Source organism: Sphingomonas segetis, assembly GCF_009720245.1.
Classification (GTDB): domain Bacteria; phylum Pseudomonadota; class Alphaproteobacteria; order Sphingomonadales; family Sphingomonadaceae; genus Sphingomicrobium; species Sphingomicrobium segetis.
Genome location: NZ_WJSQ01000010.1, coordinates 1 through 21692, shown reverse-complemented (window position 1 = coordinate 21692; position 21692 = coordinate 1). Strand labels below are relative to the sequence as shown.

General features: G+C 61.9%; 18 protein-coding genes and 1 pseudogene. 11 read left to right on the top strand and 8 right to left on the bottom strand.

What is annotated here, in order from left to right; all coding sequences use genetic code 11:
• Positions 1 to 31: 31 nt before the first annotated feature.
• Both GH737_RS02085 and rpsD read left to right on the top strand, forming a co-directional pair.
• Positions 32 to 319, top strand: coding sequence for a hypothetical protein (locus tag GH737_RS02085; RefSeq protein ID WP_155263205.1), 288 nt, complete (start codon positions 32 to 34; stop codon positions 317 to 319).
• Between the two features lie 208 nt (positions 320 to 527).
• Entirely contained in the window at positions 528 to 1142 is a 615-nt protein-coding gene (gene rpsD, locus GH737_RS02080; protein ID WP_155263204.1) for a 30S ribosomal protein S4, read from the top strand.
• A gap of 52 nt (positions 1143 to 1194) precedes the next feature.
• Here the strand turns inward: rpsD and GH737_RS02075 are convergent, their stop codons facing one another.
• Positions 1195 to 2724 carry an alpha-N-arabinofuranosidase gene (locus GH737_RS02075; RefSeq protein WP_155263203.1) on the bottom strand — a complete coding sequence of 510 codons (1530 nt, stop codon included), beginning with the start codon at positions 2722 to 2724 and terminating at the stop codon, positions 1195 to 1197.
• 241 nt (positions 2725 to 2965) lie between these two features.
• On the opposite strand from GH737_RS02075, the gene GH737_RS02070 reads away from it, so the two are divergent.
• Together GH737_RS02070 and GH737_RS02065 are read left to right on the top strand one after the other, a co-directional pair.
• Positions 2966 to 3952, top strand: coding sequence for a UDP-glucuronic acid decarboxylase family protein (locus GH737_RS02070; protein WP_155263202.1), 987 nt, complete (start codon positions 2966 to 2968; stop codon positions 3950 to 3952).
• A gap of 195 nt (positions 3953 to 4147) precedes the next feature.
• On the top strand, positions 4148 to 4609 hold the full coding sequence (locus GH737_RS02065) for a winged helix DNA-binding protein (protein WP_155263201.1): 462 nt from the start codon (positions 4148 to 4150) through the stop codon (positions 4607 to 4609).
• 23 nt (positions 4610 to 4632) lie between these two features.
• On the opposite strand, the gene GH737_RS02060 is transcribed toward GH737_RS02065, so the two are convergent.
• On the bottom strand, positions 4633 to 5730 hold the full coding sequence (locus GH737_RS02060) for a glycosyltransferase family 4 protein (protein WP_155263200.1): 1098 nt from the start codon (positions 5728 to 5730) through the stop codon (positions 4633 to 4635).
• A 251-nt stretch (positions 5731 to 5981) separates the two neighbouring features.
• Between GH737_RS02060 and GH737_RS02055 the strand changes: the two genes are divergently transcribed.
• Positions 5982 to 7220 carry a sugar transferase gene (locus tag GH737_RS02055; protein WP_155263199.1) on the top strand — a complete coding sequence of 413 codons (1239 nt, stop codon included), beginning with the start codon at positions 5982 to 5984 and terminating at the stop codon, positions 7218 to 7220.
• 8 nt (positions 7221 to 7228) lie between these two features.
• Here the strand turns inward: GH737_RS02055 and asnB (GH737_RS02050) are convergent, their stop codons facing one another.
• Positions 7229 to 9214 (bottom strand): asparagine synthase (glutamine-hydrolyzing), encoded by a 1986-nt coding sequence (asnB, locus tag GH737_RS02050; RefSeq protein WP_155263198.1) that lies wholly within the window; start codon positions 9212 to 9214, stop codon positions 7229 to 7231.
• Positions 9215 to 9367: 153 nt separating this feature from the next.
• Between asnB (GH737_RS02050) and GH737_RS02045 the strand changes: the two genes are divergently transcribed.
• Together GH737_RS02045 and GH737_RS02040 are read left to right on the top strand one after the other, a co-directional pair.
• Entirely contained in the window at positions 9368 to 10660 is a 1293-nt protein-coding gene (locus tag GH737_RS02045; protein ID WP_155263197.1) for a glycoside hydrolase family 99-like domain-containing protein, read from the top strand.
• A 28-nt stretch (positions 10661 to 10688) separates the two neighbouring features.
• A complete protein-coding gene (locus GH737_RS02040) occupies positions 10689 to 11459 on the top strand; it encodes a class I SAM-dependent methyltransferase (protein ID WP_196232933.1) in 771 nt (256 codons plus the stop codon).
• On the opposite strand, the gene GH737_RS02035 is transcribed toward GH737_RS02040, so the two are convergent.
• The gene (locus GH737_RS02035) at positions 11413 to 12873 is read right to left on the bottom strand and encodes a flippase (protein ID WP_196232932.1); all 1461 of its coding nucleotides are present in this window, start codon (positions 12871 to 12873) and stop codon (positions 11413 to 11415) included. The two genes, GH737_RS02040 and GH737_RS02035, sit on opposite strands and share 47 nt — an antisense overlap.
• A gap of 150 nt (positions 12874 to 13023) precedes the next feature.
• Here GH737_RS02035 and GH737_RS02030 point away from each other — a divergent pair, with 150 nt between their 5' ends.
• Genes GH737_RS02030 through GH737_RS02020 form a run of 3 tightly spaced genes read left to right on the top strand, consistent with a single transcriptional unit; the run spans position 13024 to position 16877 of the window.
• Positions 13024 to 13923 carry a glycosyltransferase family 2 protein gene (locus GH737_RS02030; protein ID WP_196232931.1) on the top strand — a complete coding sequence of 300 codons (900 nt, stop codon included), beginning with the start codon at positions 13024 to 13026 and terminating at the stop codon, positions 13921 to 13923.
• Positions 13924 to 13929: 6 nt separating this feature from the next.
• On the top strand, positions 13930 to 15768 hold the full coding sequence (gene asnB, locus GH737_RS02025) for an asparagine synthase (glutamine-hydrolyzing) (RefSeq protein ID WP_155263193.1): 1839 nt from the start codon (positions 13930 to 13932) through the stop codon (positions 15766 to 15768).
• Positions 15741 to 16877, top strand: a complete 1137-nt coding sequence (locus GH737_RS02020; protein WP_196232929.1) for a glycosyltransferase — start codon at positions 15741 to 15743, stop codon at positions 16875 to 16877. Before asnB (GH737_RS02025) ends, GH737_RS02020 begins: the two co-directional genes overlap by 28 nt.
• 92 nt (positions 16878 to 16969) lie before the next feature.
• Here GH737_RS02020 and GH737_RS02015 read toward each other — a convergent pair whose 3' ends face one another.
• Positions 16970 to 17932: a class I SAM-dependent methyltransferase gene (locus tag GH737_RS02015; protein ID WP_196232928.1), complete on the bottom strand. Its 963-nt coding sequence runs from the start codon at positions 17930 to 17932 to the stop codon at positions 16970 to 16972.
• Positions 17933 to 18101: 169 nt separating this feature from the next.
• Here GH737_RS02015 and GH737_RS02010 point away from each other — a divergent pair, with 169 nt between their 5' ends.
• The gene (locus GH737_RS02010; protein WP_196232927.1) at positions 18102 to 19283 is read left to right on the top strand and encodes a glycosyltransferase; all 1182 of its coding nucleotides are present in this window, start codon (positions 18102 to 18104) and stop codon (positions 19281 to 19283) included.
• On the opposite strand, the gene GH737_RS02005 is transcribed toward GH737_RS02010, so the two are convergent.
• The 3 genes and pseudogenes from GH737_RS02005 to GH737_RS01995 form a co-directional block, all read right to left on the bottom strand.
• Positions 19252 to 20325: a glycosyltransferase family 4 protein gene (locus tag GH737_RS02005; protein WP_155263189.1), complete on the bottom strand. Its 1074-nt coding sequence runs from the start codon at positions 20323 to 20325 to the stop codon at positions 19252 to 19254. The genes GH737_RS02010 and GH737_RS02005 overlap by 32 nt on opposite strands.
• Before the next feature lie 30 nt (positions 20326 to 20355).
• Complete coding sequence (locus GH737_RS02000) at positions 20356 to 21402, bottom strand: EpsG family protein (RefSeq protein WP_155263188.1); 1047 nt, start codon at positions 21400 to 21402, stop codon at positions 20356 to 20358.
• Positions 21403 to 21458: 56 nt separating this feature from the next.
• Positions 21459 to 21692, bottom strand: a pseudogene (locus GH737_RS01995) (O-antigen ligase family protein); the annotation flags it as partial.

Here is a 21692-nt window from a genome sequence, read left to right as displayed (position 1 = left end):
CTATCCCGATCAAAGGTTTAGGAGGGCATTTATGCGCATGCTTCTCGGCTTTGCCGCCGCTTTGCTGTTCACGACCGGCGCCGGGGCCGCTCCCGAGGCGAAGAGCCCGCCCTCGGCCGCCGTGGAAAAGCCGGTCTGCAAGCGCATCTACGAGGCGGACACCGGCTCGCACTTCCGAAGCTCGAAGCGGGTCTGCCACACCGCGGCCGAGTGGAAAGAGATCGAGGACGGCACCGAACGCGTCATGAAGACGATCCGCGAGAATAGCGGGATCAACCCCGGCGACCTCGCGCCCGGGATCGGCGGCGGGCCTCAATAGCGCAGTCGGAGCGCGACGGCGGCACAGCGCACAAAACTTGACCTTGCGCGAGCGTGCCCCTAGGTGCGCCGCTCGCAATTGATCCCGCATGCCCGGTGAAGCGGTGGTCGCGCCTGACGAGGCCCATCAAAATACTATTCTGATGGGAACCCGGCTAGGTCAGGCGGTGCGGTCCGGGCGCATGTGAACAGCAAATTGGAGAATTGACGTGACGAAGCGCACCAGCGCCAAATACAAGCTCGACCGCCGCATGGGCGAGAACGTCTTCGGACGGCCCAAGAGCCCGGTCAACCGCCGCGAATATGGTCCCGGCCAGCACGGCCAGCGCCGCAAGGGCAAGATCAGCGACTACGGCATCCAGCTCCGCGCCAAGCAGAAGCTCAAGGGCTATTACGGCGACATCACCGAGAAGCAGTTCAAGAAGAATTACGTCGACGCCACCCGCATGAAGGGCGACGCGTCGCAGAACCTGATCGGCTTGCTCGAGCGGCGGCTCGACATGGTCGTTTATCGCGCCAAGTTCGCCCCGACGATCTGGGCCGCGCGTCAGCTGGTCAGCCACGGCCACGTCCGGGTCAATGGGGTCAAGTGCAACATCGCCTCGCGCAAGGTCGACCTCGGCGACGTCGTCGAGCTCGGCCCCAAGGCGCAGGAGATGGCGCTGGTGATCGAGGCGCAGAGCCTCGCCGAGCGCGAGATCCCGGACTATGTGGTTCCGGACGGCACGGCGAAGATCACCTTCACCCGCGTGCCCAAGCTCGACGAAGTGCCTTATCCGGTGCGGATGGAGCCGAACCTCGTGATCGAGTTCTACTCGCGCTGATCGGCAGGCTTGCAGGAATTGGGGAAGGGCGGTCTGTCGCGGCCGCCCTTTCTTATTTGAGCGTCAGCACAACCACCGACTTCGCGGGCATCGACACGCGCAGCTTGCCGGCGCTCCAGCGGGCTCCGCCAAACGGCACCGGCCGCACCTCTTCCGCCGCACCGAAAACATTGCGCGAGTCCATCGCCGGCGCGGTCAGGAGCTGGCCAGAAATCCGCCTGCCGCGCACGCCTGCGATCGACAGGTCGACTGCGGCGCTGTCGTCGGGGTCGACGTTCACCAGGCCGAGCAGGATCGATCCATCCTGTCCCCGGGCGGCGGTTACGTCGAGGGCGGGAACGGCGGTGGCGCCTGCTGACAGGCGCGGCGACTCCACCTGGACCGGCAGCGCCGAACCGCCCTGGAACGGGCGATACATCAGGAAGGCGTAAAAGGTCGGCGTGCGGACCATGCGCGCACCGTCGGTCAGAAGCACCGCCTGGAGCACGTTCACAATCTGCGCGATGTTCGCCATCCGAACCCGCTCGGCGTGGCGCTGGAAGATGTGGAAGTTGGTCGCGGCGACCAGCGCGTCGCGCAGCGTGTTCTCCTGGCGGAGCGCGGTCGAACCCGGCGCGGAATCGTACCACGTCCCCCACTCGTCGACCGCGAGCGCGACCTTCCTGCCCGGATCGGCCTTGTCCATGATCGTCGAATGGCGGGCGATCATCTCGTCGATACGCCGCGTCTGCGCGAACGTCGCGAGCCATTCCGCCTCGCTGAACCCCGTTGCCGCGCCCTTGCGCGCCCAGTCGCCCGTGGGGAGCGTGTAATAATGGAGCGAGAGGAAATCGAACTTGTCGTGCGACTTCATGATCTCTTCGGTCCAGGCGTAATCGTCGCCTGACGGACCGACCGCGACGATCTTCGGTCCGTGGTCCTGTCGGACGAAGGTGCCGTAAGTCCGCAGCAGCGGCGCGTACTGCTCCGCGCTCAGATTGCCGCCGCACCCCCAGCTCTCGTTGCCGATTCCCGCGTAGTCGATCTTCCACGGCTTATCGCGGCCGTTGGCGCGGCGAAGCCCGGCGAGCGTGGAACGGCTTGGCGAAGTCACATATTCGACCCAGTCCTTCGCTTCGCCCGCGGTTGCCGTGCCGACATTGACGCTAAGGAAGGTGCGCGCGCCGATCAGCTCGGCAAAGTCGAAATACTCGTGGGTGCCGAACGCGTTGTTTTCCTCGTTATTGCCCCACCAGTGGTTGAGCGTGACCGGCCGCTTCGCCCGCGGCCCGATGCCGTCGCGCCAGTGGTAGGTGTCGGCGTAGCAGCCGCCGGGCCAGCGCAGCACCGGCACGTGGAGCGCCTTCAGCGCCTCGACCACGTCAGCGCGGTAACCGCGGATGTTCGGGATCGGCGAATCCTCCCCGACCCAGATGCCGTTGGTGATGCCTTCGCCGAGCTGCTCGGCAAACTGGCCGTACAGCTCGGGGGCGATGCGGACGCCGGCGGCGTTCGCGTCGACCGATGCCGCCGCCTGGACCTCGCTCGCAGCAGGCGCGGCGGAAAAGGCCAGCAATGCCGCAAGCGCCAGACCGGTCTTCATTTCCCCGCCTCCTGCTAGCGCCAGCATAAGTTCGCGATGCGACTGAGCGCAACGGCAGGGGGCCCTGGACGCCTCGCAAGAGCATCCACCGGTGGCTTGGCGAGGATGCACGCATGGCGATTTTTCCAGGCCCCGGGCCGGTCGCGCCCGGGCCGGCTCACGCGCAGGCGGATCGCTTCCGACGCGATCATTGTGCTGCGGTTGCTTGCTTTGAAGGCCTGATCATCTACCGGTGCGGCGCATGTCTCGCATCTATTCGCAGCAGAAGCGCGTCCTCGTCACCGGAGGCGCCGGGTTCATCGGGTCGCACCTTTGCGAGCGCCTGCTCGGCGAGGACCATGAGGTTCTTTGCGTCGACAATTTCTACACCGGTACGCGGCAGAACATCAGCCGCCTGCTCGACCACCCGCGCCTCGAGGTGCTCCGGCATGACGTCACCTTCCCGCTCTACGTGGAAGTTGACGCCATTTTCAATCTCGCCTGCCCCGCCTCGCCGATCCACTACCAGCGCGATCCCATCCAGACGACGAAGACGAGCGTTTCCGGAGCGATCAACATGCTGGGGCTCGCGAAACGGCTCGGCATTCCGATCCTGCAGGCGTCGACAAGCGAGGTCTACGGCGATCCCAACGTCCATCCCCAGGACGAAAGCTATTGGGGCCACGTCAACCCGATCGGCCCCAGAAGCTGCTACGACGAGGGCAAGCGCTGCGCCGAAACCCTGTTCTTCGATTATCGCCGGCAGCTCGGGCTAAGCATCAAGGTCGCCCGGATCTTCAACACCTACGGGCCGCGCATGCACCCGAACGACGGACGGGTGGTGTCGAACTTCATCGTTAATGCGCTCGAGGGAAAGCCGATCACCATTTACGGCGAGGGAACGCAGACGCGCAGCTTCTGTTATGTCGACGATACGGTCGATGCGCTGGTTCGCTTCATGGATACGCGGGACGACGTGATCGGGCCGATCAACATCGGCAATCCGGTCGAGATGTCGGTCGAAGCGCTGGCACTCAAGGTGATCGAGAAGACCGGGTCGAGCGTCGCGCTCGAGCATCTCGACCTGCCGGTCGATGATCCCCGGCAACGCCAGCCCGACATCGGCCGGGCACGCGAGCTGCTCGGATGGGAGCCGAAGGTGGGGCTCGATGAAGGCCTCGACAGGACGATCGCCTATTTCCGCGGGCTCATCGCGCCGGCACTCGAACCGGGTAGGGCAGGGGGATGATTGAAAACTCTGTCGACCAGCTCGCGCGAGGTGCTCCCGACAGTCCGCCGCCTGACTGACCGGAGCGATCGGCAGAAGCGGTGTCCAGCCGGCCGGCTGCTTCATATTTGCCAAATCGCCGAACAGCCGCTTAGCCTTCTCGCGCGGCCAAATGCCTCGCGATACATGCTTCTCCAGGCGAAAGAGTGACCGACAATGCGAAAGGCCATCCGTACCCGCGCAGCATTGGCGGAGCAGCTCGAGCGGATGCAGGACGAACTCGACCGTCTGCGTTCGATGATCGTCGATTTCGACCCCAGCCTGCCCTCCGACGAGGTGTCACCGCACTGGATCCGGAGCATCATCAAGGCGCGCCGCCGGCGCGAGCAGATTTTCAGCAACGCGACTTTCGCGGATCCCGGTTGGGACATTCTCCTCGAGCTTTACGCCGTCGAGCTTGAGGCCGGACGGGTGACGGTGACTCAAGTCTGCAAGGTTGCCGCGGTCGCTCAGACCACGGCCCTGAGGTGGGTTGGCGAGCTCGAGCAGGCGGGTCTGATCAGCCGGGACCCCGACACCAGGGACCGGCGGCGCACCTTTCTCAAGCTCACTCCCGCAGGCCGCGATGCGATGGAGCAATATTTCGAGGTCAGCGGTCCACCCGTCGTCGCAGTCTGAAGCGCACATCCCGGCCGGCCCGGTCAATCCGGTCGCGTGATCGCGTCGAGATAGAAGCGCACGACCAGGGCCTCGTCGAACTCGTCTTCCGCCATTTTTCTTGCGCTCGCCCCCATCGCGACCCGCTCATCGTGCGACCTGACGGCGAGCCGCAGCATTGCCTCGGCAAGAGAGTCGGCGCTTCTGGCCCGGCAGAGAAAGCCGGTAACACCGTCGCGCACGACCTGTCTGCATCCCGGGACGTCTGTGCCGATCAACGGCCTTCCCATGGCCGCGCCCTCAAGCAACGTCCGGGGCAAACCCTCGCGATAGGAGGGGAGGACCAGAGCGGTCGAGTTGGCGATGAATTGCCGCACGTCGGGGGTGGAACCGAGGTACTCAATGGCGCCTTCGGCAATCCACTCCTCCAGCTCGTCTTCACCGACCGCCGTCGGGTTGCCCCGGTCCAGGTCACCCAGCAACGAGAAGATGGCGGTCGGAAGAGCGGCTCGCAGTTTGCGCGCCGCCTCGACATATTCGCGAACGCCCTTGTCGCCCAGAAGACGCGCGATCATCAGGAAGCGCAGCTCCCTGGGGAGGCTGGCCGGAGCGAAGCTGGACAGATCGATACCCGAACCGGGCAGGACCACGGCCTGAGCGGGCTTCACGATCTTCAGCGACACGAACAGGTCGCGGTCGTCCGAGTTCTGGAAGAACACCGCCTTGGCTCTTGCGAAGGCCACGCGGTACATCAGCGAGACCGCGCGCCGGAATACGGAGCTTCCAAGGAACGCCGTTCCCAGTCCGCTGACGTTGGGAACCGCCGGAACCTTGAGCAGCGCGCAGACGAAGCTCCCGTAGATGTTGGGCTTGATCGTGAAGCTGAGGAATATGTCGGGGCGCTCATCACGAACGATCCGAGCCAGGTCGCGAAGGCACGCCAGATCCTTGAGGGGATTGGTTCCCGACCTGTCCATCCGGCATGGCCGGTGCTTTATGGGCACTCCGCCGACCTGGATACCGGCAGCCTCGGGAGCAACAGTGATGAGCTGGTGCCCTGCCTTGATCAGCGAGCGGATGAGCCCGGCTCGGAAGTGCCCGATATTCCAGATGCTGTTCGCGGCGACGAGGATGCGGGCCATGCCAGCGGGTCGACCCTTTCATTCACTTGGATGTCGGCGGTAGCCGCGCATCCGATCGCTACAGTTATCAATCAGTTGCATCGCGGCCGCGAACGGACGCACTACAATGCGGGAGGGAACAGTTCTAGACGAACGACCGGCGATTCCCATTGGCGCGCGGATGTTCATACGGGAGACTGGTGCTGAGGCACGAACCGAATCAGCTTCGCACCGATGCCGCTAGCGAGCGGGCAGGCTTGCGGGCGCGCCCCATGCTGAGCCGCAAGCGCTTCCAGCTTGCCAGTGCAGCCGTTCTCGCAGCCACGCTCCCCTGGCTCACCCGAAGCCTCTTCCTGCCTGGCGAACCGTTCGAGCCGGCGGCGGTGAACACCTTCATCGCCAACGTCGCCGCGGTGATTCTCGCTTTCTGGATGCGGCTTGCGATCGAGTCCTATCCCGGAATCCGCCGTGCCTATGTGATCCTGCCCTCCGCGCTAACTGCCCACGGGGCGGCGCTCGCCTGGTTCGTGTTCACCCGCCTGCCGTACGACCGCTTCGCGCTGGTTCTGGGTTTCGTGCTGCATGTGGCCTGGCTGTACGCGATCTTCGTCTCGTCGGAGCTTGGGGTCAGGCCTCGCATCGCGGTGGTCCCGTTCGGTCGAACTCAGCTTCTGAAGAGAATTGCGGATGTCGATTGGCTGGCGCTGTCGAGGCCCCGCCTGCACGACACGCGCGGTTGCCAGGCGATCGTTGCCGATTTCAACGCGGACCTCCCGGAGGAATGGGAGGCGTTCCTCGCGGAGGCGGCGCTTGCCGGGCGCATCGTCTACCAGGTCAAGCAATTATCGGAATCGCTGACCGGGCGGGTCGAGCTCGAGCAATTGTCGGAGAACAGCTTCGGCTCGCTGGTCCCGGCTCGCGGCTATTTCTACCTCAAGAGCGCGGCCGACTTCGCGTTCGCGCTTCTCCTCCTGCCGGTCGCACTGCCGATCATGGCGGTTATTGCCCTGGCAATCAGGATGGACACCGGCGGGCCGATCCTGTTCCGGCAGAAGCGCGTGGGTCATGCCGGGAGGCTGATTACCGTCTACAAGTTCCGGACCATGTGCGAGACCGCCATCGATGACGAGCTTCGCGCGGCAATGACTGGCGATGGCGATGAGCGGGTCACCCGCGTGGGCAGGATATTGCGGAAATTCAGGCTCGACGAGCTGCCGCAGATCTTCAATATCATGAAGGGGGAAATGAGCTGGATAGGTCCGCGGCCCGAGGCGGAGGTGCTCTCGCGTTGGTACCAAAGCGAGATCCCGTTCTATCGCTATCGCCATGTCGTGAAGCCGGGCATCTCTGGCTGGGCGCAGGTCAACCAGGGCCACGTAGCCGACGTCGAGCAGGTCCACCGCAAGCTCCAATATGACTTTTACTACATCAAATATTTCTCTCCGTGGCTGGATCTTCTTATCCTGCTGCGGACGATCAAGACGATTCTCACCGGCTTCGGCTCGCGATAGCGTTCAGTCTACGCTGCAGCTCGGGCTGGCGGTTGCTGCTCATGCAGCCACGCCTGGAACATCAGGATCGCCCAGATTGCGGGTGTCGAGTCACGCCGGCCTGTCAAATGGTCATGCCAGCGCCGGCGCACGGCCCCGGCGTCGAACCAGCCTTCATTTTTCATCCGCTGCTCGTCAAGAAGTGCTTCTGCCCAAGGCCGCAGGGGACGCCTGAGCCACTCGCCGACAGGTACGGCAAACCCTGCTTTCGGCCGATCGAACAGCTCGCGCGGAGCTTCCCGGTAGAGGAGCTTGCGCAGCACTGCCTTGCTCTGTTCGCCGGACATCTTGAGCGAAAGCGGAATACGTGCCGCGATTTCGGCCACCCTATGGTCGAGGAACGGCAAGCGCGTCTCTAGACTGACCGCCATTGCCGCCCGGTCGACTTTGCAAAGAATATCGTCAGGAAGATAGGAGACGGCGTCGCAATACATCATCCGTGCCTCGTCGGGAGCCGCACTTCCAATATTGAGATCCCATCGACACTCGCCGCCTGCGGACCCAAGCACAGGAGAGGCTTCAAAGTGCCATTCGTCAAGAAAGCTCGCATAAACATCGTCGATTGCCCGCGCTGACGAAACCACGCGCAGGCCCTTCTGGATCTTTGCGCCCGAGTTCGGCCACGCATGTTTTGAAAGGAGGCGTCCGGCGCGGCCCCAAAATTGAGGGGGAACGCGGCTGAGCGGCGTCCCGAGCGCTCGAACCCAAAGGGGCAAGCGGCTGACGTGCTGCCAAAGTCGCGGAGCGTAGAGATGGCGGTAATAGCCACCGAAGAGCTCGTCTCCTCCGTCACCGGTGAGAGCGACAATCACTTCCGAGCGCGCGAGGCGGCTCACAAGATAAGTGGGAATTTGGGAACTGTCGCCGAAGGGCTCGTCATAGATTCGCGGAAGTGATGGAATCACGTCGAGCGCGTCCCGGTCGGTCACGATTTGCTCGTGGTGGACAGTCCCGAGCTGCTCAGCGACACGGCGAGCGAAAGAAGCCTCATCATATCGGGAGTCTTCGAACCCAATCGAGAAGGTCCTGATGGGGCGGCTTGAAGCGCGCTGATAGATTGCTGCAATCGTCGAGCTGTCGATTCCTCCCGAAAGGAACATGCCGACGGGAACATCGGCAACCGACTGATCCGCCACGGATCGGCTGAGCGCGCGGTCGAGCTCGACAAGCGCGTCCCCCTCGTTCGTGATTGGGTCAGCAAGCCCGTTCCGAACTACGTCGCGATACGACCAGTAGCGGTCGATCCGAAGCCTTCCATTCCGTCCTTCAGTCGGAGGTTCGTCGAGCGGGTGAGCCGCCGCCTCCGCCGGAACTGTCAGCACGCAACCCGGCAACAGCTTAAAGATGCGCCGGAAGATCGAGAATGGCGCCGGGATGTAGGTGCGCGACGCGAAGAGGCGAAGCGCGCTACGGTCGAGCCGACCGTCGAAAGCCGGGTGATCGCGAAAGGCTTTCAGCTCCGAGGCGAACAGGAAATCCCTGCCTACCCAACCGTAATAAAGCGGCTTCTCGCCAAAGCGATCCCTGACTAAGCTAAGCGTGCGGTCCTGGCGATCCCACAAGCCGAATGCGAACATGCCTGCAGCCTTACGCAGTGCAGGTTGGAGCCCCCAACAGTCAATCGCCTGCAAGAGCGTTTCGATATCGGAGTGCCCGCGCCAGCCTCCCCCGGGTGTTAGACCCTGACGATCAATGTCTGCCCGGATTTCCGCATGATTGTAGATCTCTCCATTGAACGTGATCACCAGCCGGCCGGAATCAGAAACCATGGGCTCGTGTCCCGCAGGCGATAGATCCACTATCGAAAGGCGCCGGTGGCCAATGCCTATTTCGGCCTCGGCGTCGATCCACGAACCTTTGTCATCCGGGCCCCGGTGCGCGAGCCGGTGGGTCATTGCCGCAAGCGTCTTGGGACTGGCAGCCGAAGGACCGATGATTCCGGCAATTCCACACATGTATGCGGCTCTAGCCCGCGCGATGGCAGTTAGTCCAAGGGCTCGTCGCATTCGCGGCTGGTGAAACCGAACAGACCGAAGGGTTGCGGCTTCGGCTGGTGGATACTAGCGCGATTGCCTTCTCGGCGGCATCCACTTTTTAGTGTGAGGCGAATGGCGGAACGGCTACTCGAACAATATCAGGAGAACGTCGCTCCGGGTCCGCAATTCGACGACGGCTCGGTACTTCCGACTCTACCCAGCAAGATCCCGATCCGGCTGATCGCTTTCTTCTTACCCCAATATCACTCGATTGCGGAGAACGATCGCTGGTGGGGCGCGGGATTCACCGAATGGACCAATGTCACCAAGACACTCCCGAAGTTTCCTGATCATTATCAACCCCGACTCCCTCAAGCGTTGGGCTTCTACGACTTAAGTCATCCCAATACCTTACGCCGACAGGCGGACTTTGCTCGCCGCTACGGGATCGAAGGGTTCTGCTTCCACCATTATTGGTTTCATGGCCGGCGCCTGCTTCAGACGCCGCTCGACAACTTGCTGGCTGATCGAGGGATCGATCTTCCGTTCTGCATCAATTGGGCCAACGAGAACTGGACCCGACGGTGGGATGGCAACGAGACAGACGTACTGATGCCGCAGGCGCATTCATGCGAAGACGATGTCGCATTTGCGCGCTCCTTGGCCCGTGTTTTCGATGATCCGAGATATATTAGAATATCGGGTCGACCCCTCCTGATGCTCTACCGTCCGGAGCTGCTTCCGAATGCTCGAGCAACAGTCGAGCGCTGGCGAGAATATTTTGCAACGCGGGGCGAAAGCCCCTTCTTATTGATGCCACAGCACCACTTCGGCCAGAACGATCCGCGCGTTTACGGAATGGATGGCGCAGTCGGCTTTCCTCCTTTCGGCCCAGGCGAAAGCGCTCGTCGCGTTATCCCCAGCAGTCTGTTCGATCCTGATTTTGCTGGCACACTGCGCCGTTACGAAGAAGTCGCTCAGGCGGCACTGTCACACGAGCCAAAAGACTTCCGGTATTTCCCCGGGGTTTGTCCGAGTTGGGACAATACGGCGCGGAGTCAGAACCGCGCGTTGGTCATTCATGGGTCCACGCCTCAAAAGTGGGGTGCATGGCTTGAAGCTGCCGCCCGCAAGACATTGGCACAGCCCGAACCCGAACGCATTGTGTTCATAAATGCGTGGAACGAATGGGCAGAAGGCGCCTATTTGGAGCCGGATCGACATTTTGGTCATGCCTATCTTGCGCAGATTGCGGCGGCCCTCTCACGCATTGCCCACGAGCCCACCCGTGCATGGCAAACGGCCGCCGCCCCGTTGGCAGTGTCCGTGGAGAGATCTCCTCGCACTGCTCAAGTTTTCAGAAGAACGGCGCACAAGGGAGCGCGACTAGCAGCGGACCTCGCGCGGCTTCTGGCCCGTGTCTAGAACGCAAATGGTGGCACACGAGGTCGGAATGCTGAAATCCCCCGATGAAAATGCGCGTGGGCTAAGCGATGCTCGCCTAGATGCTTTGCGATACGACGGTCACACAGGTGACCCGAACGAGGTGGCGGGTCTGATGCGTAACGCCATGCCCAAAGGCGCCCGAGTACTTGACGTCGGTTGTGGAACCGGTGGGCTAACCCTGATCGTCAATGCAGACAAGCAGAACGATGTGTTAGGCCTGGAACCGGATGAAACGCGAGCATCTGTGGCACGCACCTTGGGCTTGAAGGTTGTGAGTTCTCAATTCGATCGCGAATTCGTCGCGACGCAACCTCCGTTCGACGTGATTGTCTTCGCAGATGTTCTTGAACATTCGCCCGCACCGGCTGCGATGCTGCAAACCGCTTGGGGAGCACTTAAGCGGGGCGGATTATTGTTGGCCTCTGTGCCGAATGTCGCGCACTGGAGCGTTCGAGCGAACCTTCTTTTTGGCCGATTTGACTACGAGCCGGTCGGTATAATGGATGCCACGCACTTGCGGTGGTTTACCGAGAAGACGCTGCGCTCGTTGATAAGGAGCTCTGGCTTTGAGATCGTCATGCTTCGCTATGCTGCGGGCACCAACTTGCCAGTCTACTATCGATCGGCTTTCCGTTTTTTGCCTAAGTCACTCAAAGCGCCCCTCGTGCGATTGGGCGCGAAAGCTCTTCCGCGGCTCTTTGCCAGTCAGCATGTAGTGATTGCCCGAAAGCCTACGGCAATCGCAGAGCAGGGTTCATCCGCGACATATTGTGCCTGACCACGGCGCTCAGTTCCGATGGCGCAAACATCCAACAGCCGGCGCAAACAATCGCAAGCATCGCTCCAAAACTGAGGAACCAAGCCCATCCGAAGGTTGGAAAGATGTCTGCACAAAGCAAAGCCATCAACAACAAGCCGCCCAGGACCAGCGGCTCCCGCCAGGCCGCGAAGCGACCTAGACAGATCGTGTTGAACACGACGGCATCGGCGGCGCACCTCAGAGCGAAGGCGCCGGCAGCGCCAGCCAACCCGAACGCTCTCATCAGAACAAAAAGACTGATCAGGTAGAACGGTAACTCCAGGAGGTGCACGACTGCCGCGCGGCGCGCGTGGCCCCTCGCTTCTATCTGGGCGAACGGAACATAGGCGACTCCGTTCGCCCAAAAACCGAAGAGTGCGATCCGGCCGACCTCTGATGCCATTACGTGGAAGTCGCCGCCGATCCAAAGCTTGAGGAACGGGTCCATCAAGAACACCCCACCGACGACGAGGGGAGCCGTTACTATCGCTACCGTTCGGATGCCGGCTCGCGTAAGCCGAATCTGATCCTTGCTGTTGGCGGCAGCTTGCCGGGGGAAAAGTGCGAGCTGCAGGGATCCGGGCAGGAGCAGCAGCCGCTGCGCAAGCTGCCATGGAACAGTATAGACAGCCACCGCTACGGCACCTTGGAGAGCGCCGATGACGAACCGGTCCAATACTGTCATAAGCGGTCCAACAAATGCCGAAACCGTCACCCATCCGCCAAATTTGAGTAGCCGCCACGCTTCCGCCGGACTGAAGCGTACGTCGGCTCCGCGAGTCACGTGCCTCGTGCATTGATGGTGCAACAACAGCAGGGCTGCAAAACGAACGACCAGTGCAGTAGCAATCAGCGCAGTCAATTGAACGCCGAAGACCAAAGCGACGGCAATGGGCGCAAGCTGACTGAGAACCGTCGACGCTGCAGAAATTGTATTTGTCTCAAGGAATCGTTGCCGACCTATCAATGCTCCAGTCAAAACCCCTCCGATCGTGGCGATCGGAACCGCCGCGGCCAAGTACGGCACGGAGGCTGCAATCTCAGGCCGAAGATCGGGAGAAACCTTTAGGTAGTGAATGAAAGCAAGCTGCGCCGCGAAGAACAGGATTATGCCACCGACGATGCCCATCGCCACGTTGACGACCAAGGCGCTCCAGAAAGTGACTGCTGTGTCCTCTTGCTCGCCGGTACCAGCGGCGATCCGCTGTGCTGTCGCTTTCGAGAGACCGAGGTCGAAGAGACTGAAGTACCCGAGCAAGGTCCAGGCGATTGCGAGCACACCATACCGTTCCTCGCCTATCAGGTGGAGATACAGCGGAACTGAAATCAAGCTGACGAAGACCGGTAGAAGACCTCCTATCAGATTGTATGTGGTATGACGTCCGATGCTCACTTGCTGCCATGCTCCGACCGGATCAGCTTCTAGCGCCGGCCTTCGCGCGAGCCAGCCCATTGTTGCGTCGATCCGAGCATCGCCGTTAGAACAGGAGCAGTGCCGAAGTCCGTTCCCCGACGTGCGAGCGATCCCCTGCCACTGCTGTCGGTGAGCATCCCCACCTACAATCACGAAAAGTATATCGCACGGGCGATCGAGAGCGTCCTTGCTCAGCGCTATTCAAATCTCGAGGTCGTGGTGTCCGACGACTGTTCGACCGACGGAACGTTCGACATCGCACGGCGCTACACAGGCGGCAAGGTGAAGGTCACGCGCACTCCACGCAACCTGGGTCGCGTCGAGAATTACCGCCGCTGCCTTTACGAACTGACCAGTGGCGATTGGGCCGTGAACCTCGACGGCGACGACTTTTATGACGATCCGACCTTCTTCAGCGCGGCGATGGAAGCGCTCGGCGAGCATCGTGAGGCGGTCCTATATGCGGCGGGATCCAAGGGCCTCGACGATGCTCACGGCACGGTCAGACTGACACCGCTACGGGTGTCGGCCGAGCTGACGGTCATGGACGGTTCCGATTATGTGCTGGGCTGGCCGGAACTCGGGGCAAGCCAGCATTTTGCAGTGATCTACAATCGCGGCATGGCGCTCGAGACAAACTTCTACGTTCTCGACTCGCTGGGCGCTGATACCGACTCGCTCTGCCGGCTGGCGCTCAAGGGCAAGGTGCTCGTTGCCAATAAACATGTCGGCGTCTGGACTCGGCACGGTCGCAACGCATCCTATACGGTCGAGCAGGCTGACTACGGACACGAGGTGGCCATGCTCCGGCACATTGCGGCGCCCTTGCGCGAACAGGTCGGCTCACGGGTTGCGGACGCCTGGCTTCGTGATCGCATCGCCATGAAGAACCGCTTCTTCACCCAATTGATGATCCAAAAGGGTCCAATTGGCACTGCGTGGTCGAGGTTGCTTCGTACGGCCAAGCCAGACCTATTCCACGCCAAGGAAGCAGTAAAGTTGGTGCTGCGCAGCGCGGGGCTGCGTTAAGCGGCGATGTGCGGCATCTGCGGATTCATAGACGGGCGGGTGGAACGGTCGACCCTTGAGGCGATGAGCGCGGCGATCGCGCGGCGCGGTCCGGATGATGCGGGCATTCACTTTGCGGACGGGGTCGGCCTGGGCCACCGCCGGCTCGCGATCATCGACCTGTCGCCGCACGGCCACCAGCCCATGCGGCGCGGTAGCCTGCTGATCACATTCAACGGCGAAATCTATAACTACGCCGAGGTCCGGGCTGAGCTGAGTGCTCTTGGCGACACGTTCGCATCCGCAAGCGACACAGAAGTCATAATGAAAGCCTTCGACCGCTGGGGACGCGATTGCGTTAAGCGTTTCATCGGCATCTTCGCTTTCGCCATTTACGACGAGCGGACGCGGGAGCTGCACCTTTGCCGTGACCGGGTGGGCGTCAAACCGCTTTTCTACTGCACTTCAGGCAAGAGAATTGCTTTCGGCAGTACGTTGCAGGCACTGAAACCGTATCTTGGCGCAACCTGCTCGGACTCTATCGATGCAGACGCTTTGTCGCAGTTCATCTCGCTCGGCTACGTTGGCCAGGAACGATCGATCTTGGGAGATGTCCACAAGGTTCCGCCCGGGCACTGGCTGACGTTCCGCGATGGCCAGGTCGAGCTTCATCGTTACTGGGACGTCACGTTTGACGCGGACGCGCGCTGGAATGCGCGCCAGTTGGACGATGTGGTCGACGAGCTTGAGAGGCTGGTGGAGGATGCCTTCGCATACCGGATGGTCGCGGATGTGCCCGTCGGCGTGTTCCTCAGCGGAGGCGTCGATAGCTCACTGGTAGCAGCGGTGCTGGCCCGCCAACACGGCGAGTTACGCACCTTCACGATTGGCTTCGAGGAGCCTGGTTTAAACGAGGCGCCACAAGCGGAGCGCATTGCGAGGCATCTGGGGACGACCCATCATTCACGGATTCTGACTTCACAGGCGGCGCTCGACATCCTCGATCATTATGGGGACATCTTCGACGAGCCGCATGGAGACGCCTCCGGCATCGCGACAGCGTTCGTGTCGCAACTCGCCAGCGAGCACGGCGTGAAGGTGGTGCTGAGCGCCGACGGCGGGGACGAACTGTTTGGAGGCTACACGCGGTATGTCGAGCTGATCCGCCGCTGGGGCCAAACTCGAGCGCTCGGACGAGCAGGGCGAGCAGCGGCACGCACCGGGCTGAAGCTACGGGCTACACTTTCGAGCGTGCACCAAAGCGAACGCTGGCGCCGCCAGGCCGCACTCCTCGAGTCTGCTTCGTTTCTCAAGTTCATGCAGCGCCGTTTCGGCGGCTCCAGCGCAAGCTATATCACGCACCTGTTCCCATCCTATCGCGAGCCCTTTCTGCCGCCCGAGCTACGCGGCGATCTCGTCAGCCAGATGGGCGAATGGGATTTCAAGAACTACCTCCCCGACGACATCCTGGTTAAGGTCGATCGGACAACGATGTACCACAGCCTCGAAGGGCGCGAGCCGATGCTCGACCATCGGCTGGTCGAGTTCGCAGCCAGACTGCCGGCGCGGTTCAAGATCGATGGCAGCACAACCAAAGTGGCGCTCAAGGCGGTGCTCGGCCGCTATCTGCCACGCGAGTTGTACGAACTACCCAAACGTGGCTTCGCGCCACCCATTCTGAATTGGGTGCGGGGCGATCTCCGAAGACGCATTGCCGACGTGCTGTCGGAGCCGGCGGATGAGTTCGACCGCAAGGCGATGCGGGGTCTGGTCGACAGCTACCGCGCTGGGAGGAAGGTCAATTTCGCGCTCATCTGGTACCTTTTTTCCTACCACCAGTGGCGGGTGCGCTGGAGCGCCAGGTGACCGCTGCGATACACAGGATCACACACATCGCGTTCGTGCTTCCGAATCTGGCCGGCGGCGGGGCCGAGCGAGTTGCGTTGCATATCGCACGCCGACTCGTGGAGCTCGGCCACCGGGTCGACTTCGTGTTGATGGAAGCTACTGGGCAGTTATTGGAACGGCTCCCGCCTGAGATACGGGTTGTCGATCTGAAGGCGGCGCGGATCCGCAACGCCGTTTGCCCCTTGGTTCGCTATCTACGCTGCGAACGCCCGGACGTGGTCCAGGCCCGCATGTGGCCCGTGACCATCGCAGCGATCGTCGCCAAGCTGATTGCGCGAAGCAGCGCCCGGCTGATCGTCAGCGATCATACCCAATTGAGCCTTCACTACGGCGGATCGCGATCGGCAATGCACGCGCTCAAATGGAGCGTCCGGCTGTTTTATCCGCTTGCGGACGTCCGCGTGGTGGTTTCGCACGGAGCAGCCGCCGATCTCGCCCGGCTGTCCGGAGTCTCCCTCGACCAATTTCAAGTGATCTATAATCCGCTGCCGCAGACCGAAGTGAATCCCGAACTCGCCAGCGAGCCAGCATGGGGCGGCGTAGGTGACCGGATCATCGCCATCGGCAATCTCAAGGCCGAAAAGAACCACAAGCTACTAATCGACGCGTTCGCACGCCTGCGCCGCGGTCGCGAAGCCAGGTTGATGATCGTCGGTGAAGGTGCGCTGCGGGAGGAGTTGCTTGAGCTGGCAGAACAGTTGGGTGTCGCTGAAGACGTGGTGCTTTCGGGTTTCGTTCTGGATCCGCAGAGGCTGCTCACCTCGGCCGATCTCTTTGTGCTTTCCTCAGACTATGAGGGATTTGGCAACGTGCTGATAGAGGCAATGCACGCCGGGGTGCCTGTGGTCTCGACCGATTGTCCGAGCGGCCCGGCCGAGATCCTGCAAGGCGGCAAATATGGACCGCTGGTGCCGTGCAATGACCCTGCTTCCCTTGCAGACGCAATGAAGACGGCGCTTCAATCGCCGGTCTCGGGCCACGTTCTGAGGTCGCGGGCCGAAGAAATTAGCGGATCCGCGGCGATCGACCGTTATGTCGCGCTGCTCACCAATGGGACTTCGAAGTAGCGAATTCAGTTGGTCGCCGGCTTGATGAAGACGAGCCGCATCGGCGAACCCTCCGGAACGGGAGTAGCCACGGTCAGCTGAACCGCGCGCCTTCATCCCGCCTTTTGCATCCACACATAGAGATTTGACCGGTTGTGATATTGGTAGATCGGTCGAACCAGCTCCTTTAGTGCTTTCGCCGGCTCCGTTAGTAGGATTGAGCCACGCCGCTTCAAGAAGGCATAACGCTGCGCGATGCCAGGGCGGATGACTTTCAAGCCAAGACGTTCGGCGAGTTTCGAAAGAGCTTGGCGTGTGAAGCTGTTTACATGTTCAAGCGGGTGTACCGGCATGAGCTCTTCAATGGTCCCGCGGCAGCGCTCGGAACGAAGGTCGCCGGCGATTCGCAGCGCGCCTTCCGCGTTAGGAACCGAGATTTTCAAAATCCCGTTAGGGCGCAGCGACTGAGCGAGCTGACTTGCGGTCGCCGCGAGGTCGCGGACATGTTCCATGACCTGTTCGGTGTTAATGAAGTGGAACATCGGCTTGCCAAGTTCGTCAATCTTGATCGGGCGGACGCCGTGGCGCACAGCATATTCTACTCTGTCTGCCGCAATTTCCCGACCGTAGACGTCGCATCCAAACTGCTTGGCAATACGCGCCCACATCCCCCAACCCATGCCGAAATCCAAAACGGTCATCCCTTCGGGCCTAATGCTGAGAACATCGGCGGCGATCAGAATTTCATGGCCGTCGCGCGAGCGCAGGGGCGCCGAGACTTCGGCCCGGTACTGCTGATCGAGCTCGGGCACGTAGGAATGGTTGATCCACTTGCCATAGAGTTCGTCGAGCAATGCATCATCTCCGGCAAACCGTTGGAAGATGAGGGTGCAATCCGGGCAGCGCATCAGCTCATAGGGGGCGGCACGCAGCAGTCTTGGATCAACAGCATAATAGTCACGGAGAAACCGCCCGATTGCGCCTTTGTCGAATGGAATTCGGAAGGCCGTTGTGGTTCGGCTGCAACCGCACACGGGGCAGTCCCGACGCTCGACGAATCCGAAAGCATCCGGCACGTGCTTGCCTTTTTTGGGAGTCCCTGACTGCGATTGCGGCACGGTCCGATCTTGCTACACCGCTGGTGGAAAAGGAAGAACAGTTGCTGCAGATGCCCCCTCCGTGACTCCAGCTACGGTTCTGTACCTCAGCTATGATGGACTTACCGACCCACTCGGCCGCTCCCAAGTGCTTCCGTACCTCCTTGGCTGCGCAGACCGCGGCCATCGAATCACCGTGCTCTCTTTTGAAAAGCATCTCGCCCTGACCAACGAGGAACCAGCGGTGCGCGCACTCTGTGTGGCAGGTGGCATCGATTGGCTTCCCCTTCATTACCATCACAAACCGCCGGTGATATCGACGGTCTATGACGTTGTCCGACTTACGCGGAAGGCCTTCACGCTGAACCGGCGAAGGCGGTTCGATCTCGTTCATTGCCGCAGCTATGTCGCAGCGGTCGCCGCCTTCAAGCTCAAGCGCCATCGCCAAGTGCCGCTGTTGTTCGACATGCGCGGCTTTTGGCCCGACGAACGGGTCGATAGCGGCAGCTGGGACCTCAACAGCCGCCTGTATCGAAGCATCTATCATTACTTCAAACGCCTGGAATCGAACCTGCTGCAGACGTCGGACTATATTGTCAGCCTCACCGAAACCGCGAAGGAGACCCTGCTTCGCCGTCCAGAACTCGCCGGGCGTGCGAACAGCATTTCGGTCATCCCGACGAGCGTTGACTTCTCGCATTTCATTCCGGCTGCCACGCTACGCGATACCGCGCGTGCGCAGCTGGGCATCGACGCCTACGCTCCTGTGCTCGGCTACCTTGGGTCTTTGGGGGGCAGCTACATGCTCACAGAGATGATGGACTTCTTCAGTGTGTACAAACGCCGGAATCCCGGCGCACGCTTCCTGCTCGTGACGATGGAGAACGCCCGATTGATTTTCGGCGAGGCGCGTCGCGCTGGGGTAAACCAAGGAAGCCTCATCATCCGTACCGCAGGGCGAGACGAAGTCCCCAAGCTTGCCGCCGCCGCCGACCTTGGCATAGCGTTCAAAAGAGCGTCGTTTTCCGCGGAGGCATGTGCTCCAACTAAGTTGGGCGAAATGCTTGCAATGGGCATCCCGATGGTAGCGAATTCCGGCGTCGGCGATGTCGAGCGGGTGATTGAAAGGACAGGCGGCGGCACGATCATTCGCGAGTTTAACGATCAATGCTACGCCGATGCGTTGAATCGAATGGAAGCACTCGCTTATTCGCCGGGTGCAATTCGGGCCCACGCCCGAAAGCTCTTCGATCTCAACAAAGCAGTCGACACATATTCGAATTTGTACTCTAAGCTGGCTACGTTGAACTCCGAACGCAGTCGAGAATGATGCGGACGAACCGCGGTCCGTGCGCGACAAGTGAATAGTCGCGGACAGCGAGCCTTCGACCTTCCTGTCCCATCCGGTGCCTGAGCGCTGAATCGCAGACTAGACGGTCAAGCGCATTGCGCCACTGATCCGGAGTGCTGGCAAGAAAACCGTTACTGTCACCGTGAACCATCTCGGCGTTGACGCCGACCGGAGACGCCACGACGGGCGCTCCGCAGGCCATGTACTGGATCAGCTTGTACCCGCTCTTGCCGCGAGCCCAGTCGTCGTCGGGGAGGGGCATGATCCCGATGTCGAACGATTGGACCTGCTCGATCTCGCTCGCCTCCGACCAGTCGACGAATTCGAGGCCGGGAAAGCTGTCGCCGCTCGCCGCGGCGCCCGCGCCGACGATCTTCACCCGAGCACGGCCGTCGCTCACCAGTTCCTGCAACAAGGGAAGCAGCGGACGAACATAGCGCCACGTGGTGGGGGAACCGATCCAGCCGATCACGGGCAGCGGCTCATGGGCTTTGGGCGCGGGTTTGTAACCGTCCGTATCGACGACCGTCGGAATGACATACGTGCGGCTGCAATATTGCGAGACGTAGCCGCGCAGATAGGCGTTTCCGCAGATGCAGGCTGCAGCGGAACGCAGCAGGGGCTCGAACTTCCTTCCGAGGATGGAGCGCACGAGCGCGCTTCGGTGGCGGTTGTAGGTGTGGAAGAAGGCGTCATCGATGTCGTAGATGATCGGCCGCCCACGCCGAAGGAGGAGCCGTTCAAGCGCGGAAGGCAGCCACGGGAGGAGTTCGGCGTAGACGAACACCACGTCGCCGAGGGGCTCGAAAGCGATGTCGCGCAGCCGCCGCAGGTAGGCCGCGGCGATCCTCCTTCTGTCGTAACGCTTTCCGGTCGCGAGGCTCGCGACATACCCATCGTCGAGCAGCGGCCTGAAATCGAGCTCGACTCCGGCAGCCTCGAGCGCCGGCGCATATTGCAGCAGACGCTGGCGGGTGCTGGCGGCCATCGGGCCATATTTGGTGAAGGCTGTCAGCCGCATTCTTCTGGTCACCTAGAGACTTGGCGAACGCTAGATCGCGAACAGCTGATATGGAACCCATGCGTCGGAAAACTGGGCGAAATTGAGCCACACGAACTCGACTGCGAAGCAATAGCTTGCGACGAGGACCGTTCCGAACAGCCGCGACTTGAAGATCAGCGGCACCCTGCCGAGCACCGCCATCTGCAGCGGGATGATGTAGAGCGAAATCCGGTCGACCGCCGCGGACGAGGGGCTCATGACCAGGAATACGAGCGACGCGACCGACGCCAGCGAGAAGTTCCTCCACACCTTCCATTCCACTCTTGCCAGCTCGAGCTTGCGCCGGCCAAGCCACAGGACGGTTGCGGCGAGCATGTTCATTCCGATCCGGATCGCGGCGCCCTGGGCGGAATAAGCGGCGCGAATGTAGTTTTCGACGAAATTGTCCATCGCGTCGCCGAGGAACAGGTCGTAGAGCAAAATGCCGCCCGCGAGCACGATCAGCATGTTGACGAGGCGGTTGCGATCGGTCGCGAGCGCGACCACCGGGAAGGCAACTATCGCGGTCTTGTGAAACAGGGCAGCGGCGGCGACATAGATCCCGAAGCGCAGCACCGAGCCTCCGCGAAGGAAGTCGGCGATCCCGGCCATGATGAGGCCGAGCGCCACCGCCTGGCGGGTGTAGCCCATTGCGATGACGATCACTGCGTAAGGGACGGCGACGAGCAGTGCGAGCCACGGGTAGGGCTGCGTCCGGCAGAGGCGGAACAGCCCCCAGACGAAGAATATCGCGCAGATCGAGTTCACCAGCCAGACGTCGCCGTCGAAATTGTAGGCGACCCAGTTCACCGCCTGGTAGGCGGGGTCCCCGATCGACAGCGCGTCAGCGAAGGCCAGCGGCCCGGCGCGATAATACATGAACTCATACGTCTGCCAGTCGCCGCCGACATTGTATCTCAAGCCGATCATAAGGGTCATGGCCACGGCACCGATCGCGAAGATCGCGCCGGGCCGCCGCACGTTCTCACCGGTGAACGATCCCGCGATGATCGCACCGGCCGCGAAGAAGGCGAAGAGCGCCCAGTAAGCTGCCAAGACTCCCCCCTTCGGCCTTCCCGCTCAGCGGCGCCCCGGATCGGCCGCTGCGCCGGTCAAATGACCACGTGCCGCGTCGGCCTGAGCTCGTTCTCCTCCGCCCGCCTGACCGATCGGCTGCCCGCGAGCAAGGCAAGGCACATCGCGAAGCAGGCGCCGACGGCGGCGGTGCGCAGCGGGAAATCGGCCAGGCTGTGGACGAGGATCGCGCCGGACGCGACCGCCGCCGCGCGCGCGAAGGGCCCCGCTTCCGGGCTGCTCCAAGCGCGCCACACGGCCGCCGCCCACCA